The following is a 17591-nucleotide window of genomic DNA, read 5'->3' on the forward strand; positions in this document are numbered from 1 at the left end:
CAGATGGCCACCACTGAACCCACCGCGTCCGCGATCGGAGCCGTCGAGAACGGTTCCGGCTACGGCGTCGACAACCCGGCGCCCCTGATCGAGGCCCCGCGCAAGCGCACCAAGAAGACCCCGCGGTCCACCCGCGGCAACTTCGAGATGGCCGCCTGGCTGTTCATGCGCCTGTCCGGCGTCGTGCTGGTCGTCCTGGTCATCGGCCACCTGCTGATCCAGCTCGTCCTGGACGGCGGCGTCTCCAAGATCGGCTTCGCCTTCGTGGCCGGCCGCTGGGCCTCCCCCTTCTGGCAGGTCTGGGACCTGCTGATGCTGTGGCTCGCGATGCTGCACGGCGCCAACGGCCTGCGCACGGTCATCAACGACTACGCGGAGCGCGCGAACACCCGGCTGTGGCTCAAGGGCCTGCTCTACACCGCCACGGTGTTCACCATCCTGCTGGGCACGCTGGTGATCTTCACCTTCGACCCGAACATCCGCTAGGCACGGGGCTGCGACAATCATGAAGATCCACAAGTACGACACCGTCATCGTCGGCGCCGGTGGCGCCGGTATGCGCGCCGCCATCGAGTCGACGAAGCGCAGCCGCACCGCCGTGCTGACCAAGCTCTACCCCACCCGCTCCCACACGGGCGCCGCGCAGGGCGGCATGGCCGCCGCGCTGGCCAACGTGGAGGAGGACAACTGGGAGTGGCACACCTTCGACACGGTCAAGGGCGGTGACTACCTGGTCGACCAGGACGCCGCCGAGATCCTGGCGAAGGAGGCCATCGACTCCGTCCTCGACCTGGAGAAGATGGGCCTGCCGTTCAACCGCACCCCGAACGGCACCATCGACCAGCGCCGCTTCGGCGGTCACTCGCGCAACCACGGCGAGGCCCCGGTCCGCCGTTCCTGCTACGCGGCCGACCGCACCGGCCACATGATCCTCCAGACGCTGTACCAGAACTGCGTCAAGGAGGGCGTGGAGTTCTTCAACGAGTTCTACGTCCTCGACCAGCTGATCACCGAGGTGGACGGCGTCCGCAGGTCCGCCGGTGTCGTGGCCTACGAGCTGGCGACCGGCGAGATCCACGTCTTCCAGGCGAAGGCCGTGATCTACGCGTCCGGCGGCTGCGGCAAGTTCTTCAAGGTCACGTCCAACGCGCACACCCTGACCGGTGACGGCCAGGCCGCCGTGTACCGCCGCGGTCTGCCGCTGGAGGACATGGAGTTCTTCCAGTTCCACCCGACCGGCATCTGGCGCATGGGCATCCTGCTGACGGAGGGCGCCCGCGGTGAGGGCGGCATCCTGCGCAACAAGGACGGCGAGCGCTTCATGGAGAAGTACGCGCCGGTCATGAAGGACCTCGCGTCCCGTGACGTCGTCTCCCGCTCCATCTACACGGAGATCCGCGAGGGCCGCGGCTGCGGTCCCGAGGGCGACCACGTCTACCTCGACCTCACGCACCTCCCGCCGGAGCAGCTGGACGCCAAGCTCCCGGACATCACCGAGTTCGCGCGCACCTACCTGGGCATCGAGCCGTACACCGACCCGATCCCGATCCAGCCCACCGCGCACTACGCGATGGGCGGCATCCCGACGAACGTCGAGGGTGAGGTCCTGGCGGACAACACCACCGTCGTGCCGGGCCTGTACGCCGCCGGCGAGGTCGCCTGCGTGTCCGTGCACGGCGCCAACCGTCTGGGCACCAACTCGCTGCTGGACATCAACGTCTTCGGCCGCCGCGCGGGCATCGCCGCCGCCGAGTACGCGCAGAAGGCCGACTACGTCGAGCTGCCGGAGAACCCGGCTGCCTTCGTGGAGGAGCAGATCGAGCGTCTGCGCAACTCCACGGGGACCGAGCGGGTGGCGACGCTCCGCCGCGAGCTCCAGGAGACCATGGACGCGAACGTCATGGTGTTCCGCACGGAGCAGACGATCAAGACGGCCGTCGAGAAGATCGCCGAGCTGCGCGAGCGCTTCAGGAACGTGGCGATCCAGGACAAGGGCAAGCGGTTCAACACCGACCTGCTGGAGGCCATCGAGCTGGGCAACCTGCTCGACCTGGCCGAGGTCATGGCCGTGTCCGCCCTCGCCCGCAAGGAGTCCCGCGGCGGTCACTACCGCGAGGACTACCCCAACCGCGACGACGTCAACTTCATGCGCCACACCATGGCGTACCGCGAGGTCGGCGACGACGGCACCGAGACCGTCCGTCTCGACTACAAGCCGGTCGTCCAGACCCGCTACCAGCCGATGGAGCGTAAGTACTGATGGCAACCCCTGTCATGGACAAGGTCGAGACCCCCGATTCCGCGTCCGGGGCCTCCCCGTACATCACCGTCACCTTCCGGGTCCGCCGGTTCAACCCGGAGGTCTCGGCGGAGGCGGCCTGGGAAGACTTCCAGCTGGAGATCGACCCCAAGGAGCGCGTCCTCGACGGCCTCCACAAGATCAAGTGGGACGTCGACGGCACGCTCACCTTCCGCCGCTCCTGCGCCCACGGCATCTGCGGCTCCGACGCGATGCGGATCAACGGCAAGAACCGCCTCGCGTGCAAGACGCTGATCAAGGACATCAACCCCGAGAAGCCGATCACGATCGAGCCCATCAAGGGCCTGACGGTCCTGAAGGACCTGGTCGTGGACATGGAGCCGTTCTTCCAGGCGTACCGCGACGTCATGCCCTTCCTCATCACGAAGGACACGAACGAGCCGACGCGCGAGCGTCTGCAGTCGGCCGAGGACCGCGAGCGCTTCGACGACACGACGAAGTGCATCCTGTGCGCCGCCTGCACGTCCTCGTGCCCGGTCTTCTGGAACGACGGCCAGTACTTCGGCCCGGCGGCCATCGTCAACGCGCACCGCTTCATCTTCGACTCGCGTGACGAGGCCGGCGAGCAGCGCCTGGAGATCCTCAACGACAAGGACGGCGTGTGGCGTTGCCGCACGACCTTCAACTGCACGGACGCCTGCCCTCGCGGTATCGAGGTCACGAAGGCGATCCAGGAGGTCAAGCGGGCACTGATCACCCGCCGCTACTGAGGCCGGCCGGCCTCACGACGGCGAGGGCCCCGCTCCCGGACGGGAGCGGGGCCCTCGCCGTGCGGGCGGTGCGCCGTCAGCCGCGCAGGACGCGGCCCTGCGCGTCGGTGCGGTCGTTGCTGGTGAGGAACAGGATGCCGTCGATCAGCGCCCAGAAGCCGAGACCGCCGCAGGTCAGGAGCTGGGCGACGCCCACGCCGACGGAACCGACGTAGAAGCGGCCGATGCCGAGGGTGCCCAGGAAGAGCTGGAGGATGCCCGCGACGATCTTCGACTTGTCGGAGTACGGACGACCCAGCGGGTCGACGCCGTAGGGGGCTTCAGGGGTGGGGACGGTCATGTGCACTGCTCCTGGGACGACTTCGAACGGGGACGCCAGGAGGGACACGACGACAACTCGACCGCACCGGCCGCGCACGGACATCACGCGCATGCCGGAACGTCCCCCCTGTGAGCGGTGAGCCTAGGCAGGAGAGCGGGGCGAGAGGGAGTGGGGGCGAGCGATCGTTCCTATTCCGTGATCACATCGCGCCACCGCAAGAGGAGTTCCGGGCCGTCTCGCGCTAGTGGAGGTTGCGCACGACGGTCCAGGCGACGGCGAGGCCGAGGACGACGGCCTGGGCCGGCCGGCCGAGGCGGGGCCGCCAGCGCCGCCCGCGCAGTCCCTCCACCGCCCACCGCGCCAGCAGGGCGAGGGCGAACGGGGCGGCGAGCAGCAGGGCGCGGTTGTCGAGCCAGGCCTGGCCGAGGTGACCGTGCATCAGGTCGTAGACCATGCGGGTACCGCCGCAGGCGGGGCAGAGCAGCCCGGTGACGAACCGGAACGGGCACCGGGGCAGCAGGTGCCCGGGCTCGTGGGGGTCGGTGACGTACAGGTAGGCGGAGCCGGCCGTGCCGGCGGCGAGTACCGCGAGGGGTGCCGCCGCCGGATGCCGCAGCGGGGACGCGCGCTCCCCGCCCACCGCGTCAGCCACGCAGGATCCGGCCCTGACCGTCGGTCTTGTCGTTGCTCGTCAGCAGGATGATGCCGTCGACGAGCGCCCAGATGCCGAGCCCGCCGCAGGTGAACAGCTGGGCCAGGCCGATCCCGACGTTGCCGATGTAGAACCGGCCGACGCCGAAGCTGCCCAGGAAGAGCTGGAGGATGCCCGCGACGATCTTCGACTTGTCGGAGTAGGGGCGGCCGTAGGGGTCGTACCCGTAGGGCGCGTGGGGGTCACCGCCGTAGCCGGGCGGCGGGTAGCCGGCCTGCTGGTACCCGGGCTGCTGGTAGGCCTGCTGCTGGTAGCCGTCCTGGGGGTAGCCGTAGGGGCCGGCCTGGCCGCCCGCGTACGGCCCTTGCCCGGCGTTCGGGTACCCGTAGCCGGGCTGGGGCGGCTGCTGGGGCTGCTGAGGCTGCTGAGGCTGTTCGGACAAGGTGACCCCCGAGACCAGATCATCGGACTGCTGCTGAGTGAGTTCAGGTCATCTTGCCCGAAGAATTCCGCGGCGGTGAAGCCAGGGCCTCGCAGGGCCTCGCCCCGGGCCACGGCCGGTGGGTCTTTCGTGTCCCGTCACACGATTTCTCCCACCTTCTCCTATTCTGACGGTATGTCAGACAACCAGTCGTACGAGCTGCTCGGGTTCGACAACGTCCTGCTGGCCGTCGGGGACCTCGACGAGGCGGTGGCCTTCTACGAGCGGGCGGGGTTCGCGGTGGGCTTCCGGTTCGACGAGGCGGGCATCGCCCTGCTGAGGGTGGGGGCCGAGACGCCGGGCATCCTGCTGCGCCGGGAGGACGGACTGGGGCACCGGCCGCCGCCGTGGCCCTCCCCGCGCGTGTGGCTGGAGGTGCCGGACGCGCGCGTGGCGGCGCGCAGGCTGACGGAGAGCGGGGTCGCGCCGCTCGAGGAGCCGTTCCAGGTGGCCACCGGCTGGACGGTCGAGTTCGCCGACCCGTGGGGCAACGTCCTGGGCCTCACGGACTACCGCAAGCGCCCGGAGCTGGCCCGCCGGTAGGCCGCGCCCCGCGCGCGTGCGGCGGTGGCGGCCGCGCCACTGGTTAGGCTCTGTTCCCGTGTCCGCGAACCACGAAGGCCCCGCCGAGGCCGCTCCCCCCACCGAGTCCCGCGCGGCGGCCGCGCGGCCCAAGTCCGAGCAGACCCGGGCGCTCATCCTGGAGACGGCGATGCGGCTGTTCCAGGAGCGCGGCTACGACCGGACGACGATGCGGGCGATCGCCCAGGAGGCCGGGGTCTCCGTCGGCAACGCGTACTACTACTTCGCCGGCAAGGAGCACCTGATCCAGGGCTTCTACGACCGGCTCGCCGCCGAGCACCGGGCGGCGGTCCGGGAGGTGCTGGCGCGGGAGACGAGCCTGGAGGCGCGGCTGGCGGGCGTGCTGCGGACCTGGCTGGACGTGGCCACGCCGTACCACGAGTTCGCGGTGCAGTTCTTCAAGAACGCCGCCGACCCGGACAGCCCGCTCAGCCCCTTCTCCCCGGAGTCGGAGCACGCGCGCGTGGAGGCGATCGGCGTCCACAAGGAGGTCCTGGCGGGCGCGACGAGGACGAAGGTGCCGCAGGAGCTGCGGGAGGTGCTGCCCGAGCTGATGTGGCTCTCCCAGATGGGGCTCGTCCTGTACTGGATCTTCGACCGCACGGAGGGCCGCGAGCGCAGCTACCGGCTCGCCGACCGGGGTGCGCGGCTGACCGCGCGGGGGGTGGCGCTGTCCCGGTTCCGGGTGCTGCGGCCCCTCGTCCACGAGGTGCACGAGCTGTTCACGGACTTCCTGCCCGGTATGACCAAGGCCCTGCCGGACCCGGCGAGGAAGACGGACGCACCGGCTCCGCCGGACCGGCCGAAGGAGCCGGAGGCGCCGCAGAGGCCGGAGAGGCCGAAGGGCTGAGTCCGGCCCCTGGACGCCGGGTCCCGGGAGACGGGGGCGGGGCCCCGGGGCACGGGCCCCGGGGTCAGGTGTGGGCTCCGGGTGCGCGGGTCAGTTGATCGCGTCGACCTCGTCGCCCGACAGTTCGGTGAGCTCCACGTCGTACACGAGCGGCTCGTCCGCGATCATCACCTGCCGTGCGCGGGAGGCGTACGAGCGGGCCGTCGTCGCCAGCAGGTACGTCCCGGGCGCCGGCACCGCGAGGATGTAGGAGCCGTCGGCGAGCGAGGTGACGTGGTCCAGCTGGCGTCCCCCCTTGGACATCAGGGTGACCGCCGCGCCCTCGACGGGATCGCCGGCCGGGTCCCGCACGAAGCCGTGGACCGCGGAGGAGGGGCCGTCCTGCCCCACCGGCGCCCCGGGCTCCTCCCTCGGCTCCACCGCCAGGTGCGGCAGCCGCTTCTCCAGCCGGGCCGGCAGCCACCAGTTGGAGTTGCCGAGCAGGTGCATCGCGGCCGGCACCAGGGCCGTGCGCAGCAGGAACGCGTCCAGGGCGACCGCGGCCGCCAGGCCCACGCCCGCCATCGCCGCGCCCGAGTCGCCGCTCAGGACGAAGGCGAGGAACACGCAGACCATGATCAGGGCCGCGCTGTTGATGACCCTGCTCGTCTCCGCCAGGCCGACCCGGACCGCGCGCGCGTTGTCCCGGGTGTGCACCCACTCCTCGTGCATCCGGCTGACCAGGAACACCTGGTAGTCCATCGACAGGCCGAAGAGCAGCGAGAGCATGATGACCGGCAGGAAGGCGTTGATCGGGCCCTCCTTGCCGAGGGCGAGCAGGTCCAGGCCCCAGCCCCACTGGAAGACCGCGACGAGGACGCCGAAGGAGGCCGCCGCCGCGATCAGGTTCATCACGGCGGCCGTCAGCGGCACCACCAGGGAGCGGAAGGCCACCAGCAGGAGCAGGAAGCCCAGGCCGATGATGGTCGCGACGAACAGGGGCAGGCGGTCCCCGGTGACCGTCGCGAAGTCCTTGGACACGGCGGTGACGCCGCCGACGTGCGCCTCGGCCCCGGCCCGCGGGACGACCTCGTCGCGCAGCCGGTCGATGAGGGTGTCCGTCTCCTGCGACTGGGGCGAGGTCGTGGGGATCACCTGGATGACGGTGACGCCCCGGGCGGACGGCAGCGCGGCGACCCGGGCGACTCCCGGGGTGGCCTCGATGTCCTTGGCCAGGACCGCCGGGTCGCCGTCCGAGACGACGACCTGGAGCGGGCCGTTGAAGCCCGGCCCGAAGCCCTCGGCGAGCAGGTCGTAGGCCTGCCGGGTGGTCGTCGTGGTGTCGTCGTTGCCCTGGTCGGTGGCGCCCAGGCGCAGGGAGAGCACCGGCAGGGAGAGCACCGCCATGACGGCGAGGGCGAGCGCGGCGACCGTACGGGGCCGGCGCTGCACGCCCGCCGACCAGAGGGCCGCCGGACCGCTCGCCCGCTCCTCCTCCGGTCCCTGCTCGGCGAGCCGGCGCCGCTGCCTGCGGCTGAGCACGCGCGGGCCGAGGAAGCCGAGCAGCGCGGGGAGCAGGGTCGTGGCCGCCAGCACGCTCAGGACGACCGTCAGGGAGGTGCCGACGACCACCCCGTCCAGGAAGCGCAGGTTGGTCACCAGCATGCCGGCGAGCGCGATGCACACCGTGCCGCCCGCGAACAGCACGGCCCGGCCCGAGGTGTTCAGGGCGGTCACCGCCGACTCCTCCGGGTCGACGCCGCGCAGGATGCCCTTGCGGTGCCGGGTGACGATGAACAGGGCGTAGTCGATGCCGACGCCGAGGCCGATCAGGGAGGCGAGCAGCGGCGCCAGGTCGGGGATGTCGGTGACGTGGCTGAGGAGCTGGGTGCCGAACAGCCCCATGCCCACGCCGAAGACCGCCACGGCGATGGGCAGCAGCATCGCGAAGAGCGAGCCGAAGGCGAGGAACAGCACGATCGCGGCGGCCGCGAGGCCGACCATCTCGGCCAGGCCGGTGGGCGGCTCCTGCACCCGCTGGATCGCCTGACCGCCCAGCTCGACCTCCAGTCCGTCCCGTCCGGCCCCCTGCGCGGTGTCGACGACGTCCTGGACGAGTTCCTTCGGGACGGCGTTCGCCTGGTCGGTGAAGGTCACCTGCGCGTACGCGATCCGCCCGTCACGGCTGATCTGCGCCGCTCCCCCGGGCCCGGCGTAGGGGCCGGTGACGCTGCCGACGCCCTCCATGCCCGCGATCTCGTCGAGCGCGGGCTGGATCCGGGACCGTACGTCCTGGTCGCGGACCGAGCCCTCGTCGACCTTCCACACCACGGTGTCGGTGTCGCCCGCACGTGCGGGGAACGCCTTCTCCATCAGGTCGTACGCCTTCTTGGAGTCCGTGTCCGGGAGGGAGAAGACGTTCGCGTAGTCCGTGCCGGCCGTCGAGGCCGTGAAGCCCAGGCCGAACAACGCCCCCACCCACAGCAACAGGACCACCAGCCGGTGCCGATAGCACCATCGTGCCAATGCCGCCACGCTCGAGCTCCTTCGTCGTCCGTCGAATCGGTCGGTCGGTCCCCCAGGTCCTGGACACCAGGATCGGCGGCGGCACGCGCGCGGGGAGACGAACGGCCGTGACTCTCAAGGAACTCCAAAGCGGGAACCGGCCCCGTCGCCGGCGGCCCCGCCGATACTGGGGGCATGACGACGGCCCCCGGCACCGTGCTGGTCGTGGAGGACGAGCCGAGCATCGCGGACGTCCTCGCCATCGCCCTGCGCTTCCACCACTTCGAGGTCATGACGGCCGGCACCGTCCGCGAGGCCCTCGCGCTGGCCGCGCGCGCCCGGCCCGACGTGGCGCTGCTGGACGTGATGCTGCCGGACGGGGACGGCCGGGCGCTGGGCCGGCACCTGCGCGAGCGGCAGCCGCAGCTGGCCCTGGTCTTCCTGACCGCGCGGGACGCGCCCGCCGAGATCGTCGGCGCCCTCGGCTTCGGCGACGACTACATCACCAAGCCGTTCGACATCGACGTCGTGGTCGCCCGCGTCACGGCGGTCCTGCGCCGCACCCGTCCCCTGGCCGACGTCCTCCCGCAGCGGCCGCCGCTGCGCTACGGCGACCTGGAGCTGGACGAGACGACGTACAGCGTGCGCCGCGCGGGCCGCACGGTCGAGCTCACCCCGACGGAGTACGCGCTGCTGCGCTTCCTCGTCCGCAACGGCGGCCGGATCGTGCCCAAGGAGCAACTGCTGCGGCACGTCTGGCAGTACGAGCACACCCCGCCCGAGTCGACCGTCGTCGAGACCTACATCAGCTACCTGCGGCGCAAGCTGGACGCGCTGGGGCCGCCGGTGATCACCACCCGGCGGGGCGTCGGGTACGGGCTGGCATGAGACGGCTCCACCGGCACGGCGTGCACTCCCTGCGCGCCAAGCTCACGGCGGCGAACGTGGTGCTGCTCGCCCTGGGCATCGTCGCCGCGACCGCCGTCAGCCTGATGGGGATGCGGCACTACCTGCTGGACCAGGTGGACTCCGAGCTGGTCAAGACCCGTGACTCGCTGGGCGGTTCGCGGCTCACCCTGCGGCAGATCGACTCGGTCGGCGTCCTGGGCTTCGTCCGTGACCGGCTGGTGCCGGAGCGCGCCGCCGAGCAGCCGTCGCCGGACTCGGTCTTCGCCGCGGTGGACGGCCGGGGCCGGGCCGTGACCGCGCTCGGCATCGAGCCGACCGGGGCGCAACGGGAGCTGGCGGACGCCGTCGGCGAACCCGGCGCCCTCGCCCGGGACGCGGACCCGCACGACGTCACCGTGGACGGCTCCCCCTACCGGGTCACCGCGACCCGCCTCGCCGACGGCTCGTACATCCTGCTGGCCGCCTCCACCGACGCCCTGCACAAGGGCATGGTCAGGGCACTCAAGCTCGACCTGGCCGTCGGCACGCTGCTGCTGGCGCTGCTCGCCTGTCTGACGCTGTTCAGCGTGCGGCGGCGGATGCGGCCGCTGGAGGACATGGTGGAGACCTCGTCGGCGATCGCCGAGGGCGACCTCACCCGGCGCGTGCCCTCCAGCCACCACCCCACGCAGGAGGTGGAACAGCTGCGGCTCGCCCTGAACTCCATGCTCCACCAGGTGGAGACGGCATACCGCACCCGCGAGCGCAGCGCGGCCCAGCTGCGCCGCTTCGTCGCCGACGCCTCGCACGAGCTGCGCACCCCGCTGTCCGCGATCCGCGGCTACCTCCAGCTGTACGACCAGGGCATGCTGCGCGATCCGGCGGAGCGGCGGCGGGCCTGGGACCGGATGAACGGCGAGGTGGACCGCATGGGCCGGCTCGTCGACGAGCTGCTCACGCTGGCCCGCCTCGACCAGCGGCCCGAGCTGCGGCTGCGCGGCGTGGACGTGAGCCGGCTGGTGCGGGACGCGGCCGAGGACCTGCGCGCCCAGCAGCCCGGCCGGCCCGTCACCGTCGACGCCGACGGGGCGGTCCTGCTGCGGGCCGACGAGGCGGGCCTGCGCCAGGTCCTCGCCAACCTCCTGGCCAACGTCCGCACCCACACCCCCGCCGACGTGCCGGTCCGCCTCGGCGTGGCCCGCTCCGACGGCGTCGTGCGGATCCTCGTCGAGGACAAGGGCCCCGGGCTGGCCCCGGAGGACGCCGCCCGCGTCTTCGACCGCTTCTTCCGCGCCGGGGGCGGCGCCGGCAGCGGCCTGGGCCTGGCCATCGTCCGGGGCGTGGCCCACGCCCACGGCGGCGAGGTCACCGTCCGGACGGCCCCCGGCGAGGGCCTGACGGCGACGGTCGAACTGCCCGTGCGCAGGCCGGAGTGAGGACGAGGGACGGGGCGAGGGATCCGGCGGGACCGCCGGCCCGTGCCAGGGCCGACCGGGCGAGACCGAAGACCCCGGGGAGGCCGGGAAGCCGGGGTGAGGCCGGGAGCCCCGTGGGGCCGGGCGGCCGGGGAGGCCGGGCGGTCCGGGGAGGCCGGGCGGTCCGGGGAGGCCGGGCGGTCCGGGGAGGCCGGGCGGCCGGGCCCGGGCGGGGCGTCGGGCGGCCGGTGTCGGGCGGGGCGTCGGGCGGCCGGTGTCGTCGGAGGGCCGGGGACGCCGTGACGGCGGGTCACGTCGGCGGGGACGGGCGGGGATCGGGCGGGTGGGTCGCGTCGGCGGGGGCGGGCGGGCGGGTCAGCAGGGCCCACACCGTCTTGCCGTGGCGGCCCCTGCTCCACACGCCCCAGGCCGACGCGAGGTGTTCCACGAGGTGCAGGCCGCGGCCGTGTTCCTGGCGCTCGTCGACGGCGCGCAGGCGGGGTACGGGCCGGCCCTCGTCGGAGACCTCGATGAGACAGGAGCCGTCGGCGAGGGCGGTGACGGCCACCTCGAACTCGCGCTCCCGCGGGGGCGCGTGGCGTATGACGTTGGTGGCCAGTTCGGACACGAGCAGGGCCGCGTCCTCGACGGCCGGGTCGTCCGGGCCGCGGCCCCAGTCGGCGAGGTGGTCACGCACCCGGCGCCGGGCGAGCCCCACGGAGGCCGGGTGCCGGGGCAGCCGGAAGGCGTCGCGTCTCACCACGTCTGCTCCTCACCCCGTGCGCGCCTCCGCCGCACGGCGCCCCGTCGGGTGACTGCCCGGTGAGGTGCGGGCGCATGCCCGGGCCGGACCGGATCCGGACCGGATCCGGCTCAGATCCAGTTCAGCCTCCACAGCCGGAACACGCCGTTGCCGTCCGCCAGGTACTGCCCGCCGACGACGTCGACGCTGCTGAGGACGTACTCCTTGCGCTGCCACAGCGGGATGACCGGCACGTCCTGGGCGATGACCGCCTGCAGGCCGCGGAGGTCGCCGGCGGCACGGCCGCGTTCGGCGTACTGCCGGCTGTTCAGGATGTAGCGGTCGGCCTCCTTGCTGCTGTAGCCGGTGTTCATGGTGGAGCCGGTGCCGACGAGCGGGCCCGAGAAGGTGTCCGGGTCGGGGTAGTCGGCGACCCAGCCGACGGCGTACGCGTCGAGCGTGCCGGTCGCCCAGCGCTTCTGGAAGTCGGTCCACTCGTAGCCCTCGACGGTCACCTCGAACAGGCCGCTGGCCTCCAGCTGCCGCTCGAGTTCCTGGGCCTCGGCGGCTGCGGCGCCGCTGCCCCGGCCGTAGCCGTAGGTGAAGCGGACCGGGATGGCGACGCCGGCCTTCTTGAGCAGCTTGCGCGCCTTCTCGGGGTTCTGGTCGGGGTAGTCGTCGAAGAACGACGTGGTGTGGCCGGTGATGCCGGTCGGGATGAGCGAGTACAGCGGGTCGACGGTGCCCTCGTACACGGTGTCGGCGAGTTGCTCGCGGTCGATCAGCCAGGCCATCGCCCTGCGGACGCCGGCGTCGTGCAGCGGCGAGCCGGAGCGGGTGTTGAGGTACAGGTTGCGGGTCTCGGAGCTGTCGGCCTCGGTGACGCGCTGGTCCGGGTCGCTGGGGTCGAGGGCGGCGGAGACGCCCGGCGGGAGCTGTCGCGTGGCGGCGTCGACGTCCTCGGCCTGCCAGGCCTCGGCCAGCGCCTCCGGGTCGGCGTAGTAGCGCAGTTCGATGGGCCGGCCGGTCTGCACGGCGCCCCGGTAGCGGGAGTTGGGCGTGAGGTCGGCCCGTTCGCCCTCGGTGTAGCCGGTGAGCTCGTACGGCCCGGTGCCGTCGGCCCGGCCGCCGGTGCGCAGGGCGTCCGCCGGGTAGCGTTCGCGGTCCACGATCGAGCCGGCTCCGGTGGCCACCTTGAACGGGAAGGTGGCGTCCGGCGACGACAGGTGGAAGGTGACGGTCCGGCCCCGGGCGTCCACGGACCTCAGGGTGGAGAACAGGGACGCCGGGCCGACGTCGGCGTCGATCTCCTTGACCCGGTCGAAGGAGTGCTTCACGTCCCGGGCGTCCACGCCGCGGCCACTGGGGAAGGTGAGGTCGTCGCGCAGCTCGCACACGTACGTCGTCAGCCCGCCGGCGCCGAAGGAGCAGCTCTCGGCCGCGTCCGGCACCGGGGCGACGCCGCCCGGCTCGTAGGTGAGCAGCGACTGGAAGACGTTGCTGAACAGCGCCCAGGAGCCGGCGTCGTAGGCGCCGGCCGGGTCGAGCGAGGTGACGGTGTCCGTCGTGCCGACCCTGATGGCCCTGTCCGAACCGCCCTGCGACGGCAGTAACTGCCAGGCGCCCACTGCGGCGACCGCGAGAACCAGCAGCGTCACGAACATGCGCATGCGAACCGATCGCACGGTGGTGTCCCGCCCTCCCCGGGCCCCCGGGGCCCGGCCCCTGCCACCCCCCTGTGGCGGCGCGGCTCACCTAACCACAGGTGTTTCTGCCGCGGAAGGGAATCTGGCGAGATGGGAAAGAACTTACCCGAGCGGCTGTTTCGGCCGGGTTTCACAGGATGCCCACAGGGCCGCCGCGGCCGTCGGCCACGGCCCGGGCGGGCGCCGGTGAGTTCCCGTCAGGTCCTCGGGCGGGCCGGGAACTACGCCTGCCGGGACGCCAGTTCGATCACCGTGATGTCCGACGGGGCGCCCACGCGCGTGGGCGGGCCCCAGGCGCCGGCCCCGCGGGAGACGTACAGCTGGGTGTCGCCGTAGCGCTCCAGACCCGCCACGGTCGGGTTCGCGGCGGCGGCGAGGAGGCTGCCGGGCCAGAGCTGACCGCCGTGGGTGTGGCCGGAGAGCTGGAGGTCGACGCCGTGGTCGACGGCGTCGTGGATCTGGACGGGCTGGTGGGCGAGGAGCACGCACGCGCGCGTGGTGTCGCGGTCGCCGAGCGCCCGGGCGAAGTCGGGGCCCTGGCCCTCGCTCTCGCCCGCGACGTCGTTGACGCCGGCCAGGTCGAACCAGGGCAGTTCGGTGCGCGCGTTCTCCAGCGGGCGCAGCCCGAGCCGGCGCACCTCCTCGACCCACTGCTCGGCGCCGGAGAAGTACTCGTGGTTGCCGGTGACGAAGAAGCTGCCGTGCCGCGCCTTCAGCCGGGCGAGCGGGGCGGCGGCCGGACCCAGGTCCTTCACGCTGCCGTCGACCAGGTCGCCGACGACCGCGATCAGGTCCGGCTGGGTGCCGTTGATCGTGTCGACGACCTTCTGGGCGAACCCCCGGCCGAGGACCGGGCCGAGGTGGATGTCGCTGACGACGGCGATCCGGTAGCCGTGCGCCGCGCGCGGCAGCTTGGCCAGCGGCACCGTGACCCGCTTCACCTCCGGCCCCCTCAGGACGCCGTACGTGCCGTAGCCGACCGTCCCGACGGCGGCCGCGGCCGCGGCGCCGCCGATGACGCGGGAGACGAACAGCCGGCGGGAGGGGGCGGCGACCGGCGGGGAGGCGCCGGCCGCGTCGCCGGCGGAGGGGCCGGAGCCGTCGGCCGTCCCGGGGGCGTGGGCAGCCGCGTCCGCGGTCGCGCCGGCCCGTGCGCCCGGCGCCGGCGCTTCCCCGGGCGCCCCGGCCGCCGAAACGGTTCCCTCGGCCGGTGCGGCCGCCGCCGGGGCCGTCTCCTCCCGTGTCCGGCCCGCCGGCACGGGCTCCGTCTCCTCGCGCGGCGCGTCCTTCGGCCCCTCCGCCGGCGGCACGGCCGCCCCGGCGGACCGCCGGCGCTCCAGGTACCGCCGCAGCAACGGCCGTACGGCCTCTCCGGCGACGACGGCCAGCAGCAGGTAGACCGACAGCGCCAGCCACAGGAAGCCCGGCCAGGCCAGGACGCGCTGGAGCCGGAAGGGGGCGCCCGCGCGTTCGGCGACGAGGGCGCCGACGGCCAGGGCCCAGCCGCCCGCGATCAGCACCGCGCCGCCGCGGCGGACCGGGCCCGGGGCGCGGGTGGTGTCGCGGAACAGGCGGCGCCACAGGTACCAGTTGGCCGTCACCAGGACGGCCAGGACGAGCGGCACGAGAAGGAAGGCCACGGTGTCGTAATCCCCGCTGTCGGCTCGGGCGTCCGGTGGGACGTCCGGCGGTTCGGCTGTGCGGTGCGGCGGTCGGGCTGTGCGGACCGGCGGTCCGGCGCACGGCGTCCGGCGCACGGCGTCCGGTTCGCCGTGTCCGGCTCTCGGCCGTCCGGGGAACGGCTTTCCGCCGTCCGGCCCCCGGCTTTCGGCCGTCCGGCTATGAGGTTCGGCGCAGGGCGCGCAGTCCGCGCAACCCGATGACCCCGATGACCGTCCCCCATACGAAGGAAACGACAGCGAGGGTCAGGTGGACCCAGAAGTACGCCGTCGGATCGCCGTCCTCGAAGGCGAGTCCGCTGCTGTCCTTGACCAGGTTTTTGACGAAAGTGACCCAGATGACCCAGCTCCACACCCCGAAGGCGAGCAGGAACCAGGACACCGGGCGGCTGAGCTTCATGTCTTCAGTATCGCCGCCCGGTGTCCGGTTCCCTGACGGGGGTGGGGAGGGGGGCGGGACTTCCCGTCGCCCGCCAGGTACTTTCTCCGTCGTGCCCGCACCTTTGAAGCAGACCGTCAGGCGCTCCCTGCTGGTCGTCTCCGCGACCCTCGCGTCCCTCGCGCTGACCGCGCCCGTCTCCCTGGCGGCCCCGAGCCCGTCACCGTCGGCCACTCCCCCGGCGAACATGTCGACCGTCGGCGGCGCCCGCCTCGGCCGGGCCGGGACGCAGGTGGCGCTCGCGGGCGGAGCGCCGGTGCTGCCGAAGGACCTGACCGCCCGGTCGTGGATCGTCGCGGACGCCGAGTCCGGGGACGTCCTCGCCGCGCACAACGCGCACTGGCGGCTCCCCCCGGCGAGCACCATGAAGATGCTCTTCGCCGACACCGTGCTGCCGCGCTTCCCCAAGACCACGCAGCACAAGGTGCTGCCGCAGGACCTGGAGGGCATCGGCTCCGGCTCCAGCATGGTCGGCATAAAGGAGAACGAGACCTACACCGTCCACGACCTGTGGCTCGGCGTCTTCCTGCGCTCCGGCAACGACGCCGTGCACGTGCTGTCGTCGATGAACGGCGGCATCACCAAGACGGTGGCGGAGATGAACGAGCACGCCGAGGAGCTCCAGGCCCTCGACACCCACGTGGAGTCCCCCGACGGCTACGACGCCTCCGGTCAGGTCTCCTCGGCCTACGACCTGACGCTGATCGCCCGCTCCGGGCTGCAGAAGGCGGACTTCCGGGAGTACTGCTCGACGCTGACGGCGAAGTTCCCCGGCGAGACCAAGAAGAAGAAGGGCAAGACGGTCCGCGAGACCTTCGAGATCCAGAACACCAACCGGCTGCTGACCGGCGACTACGACATGAGCCAGTACCAGGGCATCGCCGGCGTCAAGAACGGCAACACCACCAACGCGGGCGCCACCTTCACCGGCGTCGCCGAACGCGACGGCCGGGTGCTGCTCGTGACGGTGATGAACCCGCAGAAGACGGACCACAACGAGGTCTACAGGGAGACCGCCGCCCTGTTCGACTGGGGCTTCCAGGCCGCCGGGAAGGTGCAGCCGGTGGGCGAGCTGGTCCCGCCGAAGGGCACCGCGCAGGCGAGCGCGCAGCCCGGCGCCAACGACGCCGGGTCCGGGGACGCCGGGCAGGCCGGCGGCGCGGGGAACGTCGCCGAGAAGCCCGTGGCGAGCGCGGTGACCGAGGACGGCGCCGGCGGCATGGGCGTCGCGCTGGCGGTCGCCGGGGGTCTGCTGGTGCTGCTCGCGGGCGCCGCGTTCCTGGTCAACCGCCGCTGGCCGCTGCCGGATCTGGTACGCCGTCGTCGCTGACGCCGGCCGCGCCGGGCTCCGGCGCGCTGCCGGTCGCCGTCCAGGCGGCGCAGAACAGGACCAGCTTCGCGGTGAAGTTGATCCACAGCAGCAGGGCGATGGGCACGCCGAACGCGCCGTACATGCTCTTCGTGGCCACGCCCTGCAGGTAGCCGCTGAGCAGCAGCTTCAGCAGTTCGAAGCCGACCGCCCCGGTCAGCGCGGAGACGACGAGGCGGCGGCGCTTCGGCTCGACGCCGGGCAGCAGGGTCAGGACGTAGAGCAGCAGCAGGAAGTCGGCGAGGACGGCGACGAGGAAGGCGGCGGTCCGCAGCAGGGCGCTGCCCCAGCCGGCCTCGGCGATGCCGAGCTGCCGGATCACCCAGCCGACCAGTGCGGAGGCGACGGTGGAGATGGCGAGGGTGGCGAGGACGGCGCCGCCGAGTCCGAGGAGGATGCCCAGGTCCTTGGCGTAGCGCAGGACCGGGTTCTCCTCCTCGTCGGGCAGCTCCCACACCGCGCGCAGGCACTCGCGCATCGAGCCCGCCCAGCTGACGCCGGTGAACAGCAGGACGGCGGCGGCGATGAGACCGACGGTGCCGGCGTTCTGCACCAGGCCGGCGACGTCCAGCTGGTCGGAGATGCCGGGCACCTGCTCGACGAGCTTGTCCTGGAGGGTCTCCTGCTGCTCGGTGCTGAGCGTGGCGGCGGCGCACGCGGCGGTCAGGGTGAGCAGCGGGAAGAGCGCGACGAAGCTGGTGAACGTCATCGCGGCGGCCAGCCGCGTCCACTTCACCCGGTCCAGCCGCTCGTACGACCGCCACGCGTGCGTGGCCATCAGGCGCGCGAAGAACGGCCCGACGCCGGGGAGCTTCCTCAGCCAGTCCATGATCCGACCTTGCCCTCGTGAGATCCGGCCGATGCTCCGCCCGGCACCGGACACCCCTGTCCGTGTACCCCGGAACCGCGAAAGGTGGCCGGCGTCACACCGGTTCCGGCGCCGAGGACGCCG

The 17591-nt window shown here is 72.8% G+C and carries 17 protein-coding genes; 8 read left to right on the forward strand and 9 right to left on the reverse strand.

Going from position 1 to position 17591, the window contains the following annotated elements; all coding sequences use genetic code 11:
- The first annotated feature begins 3 nt into the window (after positions 1 to 3).
- From ACH4F6_RS33330 to ACH4F6_RS33340, 3 genes are read left to right on the forward strand one after another with little or no spacing between them, the layout of a single operon-like run.
- The gene (locus ACH4F6_RS33330; protein WP_397964100.1) at positions 4 to 486 is read left to right on the forward strand and encodes a succinate dehydrogenase hydrophobic membrane anchor subunit; all 483 of its coding nucleotides are present in this window, start codon (positions 4 to 6) and stop codon (positions 484 to 486) included.
- Positions 487 to 505: 19 nt separating this feature from the next.
- Complete coding sequence (gene sdhA / locus ACH4F6_RS33335) at positions 506 to 2260, forward strand: succinate dehydrogenase flavoprotein subunit (RefSeq protein WP_397964101.1); 1755 nt, start codon at positions 506 to 508, stop codon at positions 2258 to 2260.
- Positions 2260 to 3030 carry a succinate dehydrogenase iron-sulfur subunit gene (locus ACH4F6_RS33340; protein WP_397964102.1) on the forward strand — a complete coding sequence of 257 codons (771 nt, stop codon included), beginning with the start codon at positions 2260 to 2262 and terminating at the stop codon, positions 3028 to 3030. The genes sdhA and ACH4F6_RS33340 overlap by 1 nt, the downstream gene beginning before the upstream one ends.
- Positions 3031 to 3106: 76 nt before the next feature.
- Here ACH4F6_RS33340 and ACH4F6_RS33345 read toward each other — a convergent pair whose 3' ends face one another.
- The 3 genes from ACH4F6_RS33345 to ACH4F6_RS33355 all read right to left on the reverse strand — a co-directional run bounded on the left by ACH4F6_RS33345 (position 3107) and on the right by ACH4F6_RS33355 (position 4446).
- Entirely contained in the window at positions 3107 to 3370 is a 264-nt protein-coding gene (locus tag ACH4F6_RS33345) for a TM2 domain-containing protein (protein WP_397964103.1), read from the reverse strand.
- A gap of 223 nt (positions 3371 to 3593) precedes the next feature.
- Complete coding sequence (locus ACH4F6_RS33350; RefSeq protein ID WP_397964104.1) at positions 3594 to 4004, reverse strand: DUF2752 domain-containing protein; 411 nt, start codon at positions 4002 to 4004, stop codon at positions 3594 to 3596.
- Entirely contained in the window at positions 3997 to 4446 is a 450-nt protein-coding gene (locus ACH4F6_RS33355) for an NINE protein (RefSeq protein ID WP_397964105.1), read from the reverse strand. Before ACH4F6_RS33355 ends, ACH4F6_RS33350 begins: the two co-directional genes overlap by 8 nt.
- 174 nt (positions 4447 to 4620) lie before the next feature.
- On the opposite strand from ACH4F6_RS33355, the gene ACH4F6_RS33360 reads away from it, so the two are divergent.
- The gene (locus ACH4F6_RS33360; protein WP_397964106.1) at positions 4621 to 5028 is read left to right on the forward strand and encodes a VOC family protein; all 408 of its coding nucleotides are present in this window, start codon (positions 4621 to 4623) and stop codon (positions 5026 to 5028) included.
- Between the two features lie 58 nt (positions 5029 to 5086).
- The gene (locus ACH4F6_RS33365) at positions 5087 to 5917 is read left to right on the forward strand and encodes a TetR/AcrR family transcriptional regulator (RefSeq protein WP_397964107.1); all 831 of its coding nucleotides are present in this window, start codon (positions 5087 to 5089) and stop codon (positions 5915 to 5917) included.
- A gap of 90 nt (positions 5918 to 6007) precedes the next feature.
- Here ACH4F6_RS33365 and ACH4F6_RS33370 read toward each other — a convergent pair whose 3' ends face one another.
- Positions 6008 to 8422, reverse strand: a complete 2415-nt coding sequence (locus tag ACH4F6_RS33370) for an MMPL family transporter (RefSeq protein ID WP_397964198.1) — start codon at positions 8420 to 8422, stop codon at positions 6008 to 6010.
- A gap of 174 nt (positions 8423 to 8596) precedes the next feature.
- On the opposite strand from ACH4F6_RS33370, the gene ACH4F6_RS33375 reads away from it, so the two are divergent.
- On the forward strand, positions 8597 to 9289 hold the full coding sequence (locus tag ACH4F6_RS33375; protein ID WP_397964108.1) for a response regulator transcription factor: 693 nt from the start codon (positions 8597 to 8599) through the stop codon (positions 9287 to 9289).
- Positions 9286 to 10725, forward strand: coding sequence for an ATP-binding protein (locus ACH4F6_RS33380; RefSeq protein ID WP_397964109.1), 1440 nt, complete (start codon positions 9286 to 9288; stop codon positions 10723 to 10725). The genes ACH4F6_RS33375 and ACH4F6_RS33380 overlap by 4 nt, the downstream gene beginning before the upstream one ends.
- 289 nt (positions 10726 to 11014) lie before the next feature.
- Here ACH4F6_RS33380 and ACH4F6_RS33385 read toward each other — a convergent pair whose 3' ends face one another.
- The 4 genes from ACH4F6_RS33385 to ACH4F6_RS33400 all read right to left on the reverse strand — a co-directional run bounded on the left by ACH4F6_RS33385 (position 11015) and on the right by ACH4F6_RS33400 (position 15231).
- Positions 11015 to 11467 carry an ATP-binding protein gene (locus ACH4F6_RS33385; RefSeq protein WP_397964110.1) on the reverse strand — a complete coding sequence of 151 codons (453 nt, stop codon included), beginning with the start codon at positions 11465 to 11467 and terminating at the stop codon, positions 11015 to 11017.
- 110 nt (positions 11468 to 11577) lie between these two features.
- A complete protein-coding gene (locus tag ACH4F6_RS33390; RefSeq protein ID WP_397964111.1) occupies positions 11578 to 13116 on the reverse strand; it encodes an ABC transporter substrate-binding protein in 1539 nt (512 codons plus the stop codon).
- A gap of 257 nt (positions 13117 to 13373) precedes the next feature.
- Positions 13374 to 14792 (reverse strand): metallophosphoesterase, encoded by a 1419-nt coding sequence (locus ACH4F6_RS33395; RefSeq protein WP_397964112.1) that lies wholly within the window; start codon positions 14790 to 14792, stop codon positions 13374 to 13376.
- Positions 14793 to 14991: 199 nt separating this feature from the next.
- Positions 14992 to 15231 carry an SCO4848 family membrane protein gene (locus ACH4F6_RS33400; protein WP_397964113.1) on the reverse strand — a complete coding sequence of 80 codons (240 nt, stop codon included), beginning with the start codon at positions 15229 to 15231 and terminating at the stop codon, positions 14992 to 14994.
- Between the two features lie 91 nt (positions 15232 to 15322).
- On the opposite strand from ACH4F6_RS33400, the gene ACH4F6_RS33405 reads away from it, so the two are divergent.
- Complete coding sequence (locus ACH4F6_RS33405; protein WP_397964114.1) at positions 15323 to 16600, forward strand: D-alanyl-D-alanine carboxypeptidase family protein; 1278 nt, start codon at positions 15323 to 15325, stop codon at positions 16598 to 16600.
- Here ACH4F6_RS33405 and ACH4F6_RS33410 read toward each other — a convergent pair.
- A complete protein-coding gene (locus ACH4F6_RS33410; RefSeq protein WP_397964115.1) occupies positions 16554 to 17468 on the reverse strand; it encodes a YihY/virulence factor BrkB family protein in 915 nt (304 codons plus the stop codon). The two genes, ACH4F6_RS33405 and ACH4F6_RS33410, sit on opposite strands and share 47 nt — an antisense overlap.
- Positions 17469 to 17591: the final 123 nt, after the last annotated feature.

The sequence above is a fragment of the Streptomyces sp. NPDC017936 genome, assembly GCF_044328485.1.
Taxonomy (GTDB): domain Bacteria; phylum Actinomycetota; class Actinomycetes; order Streptomycetales; family Streptomycetaceae; genus Streptomyces.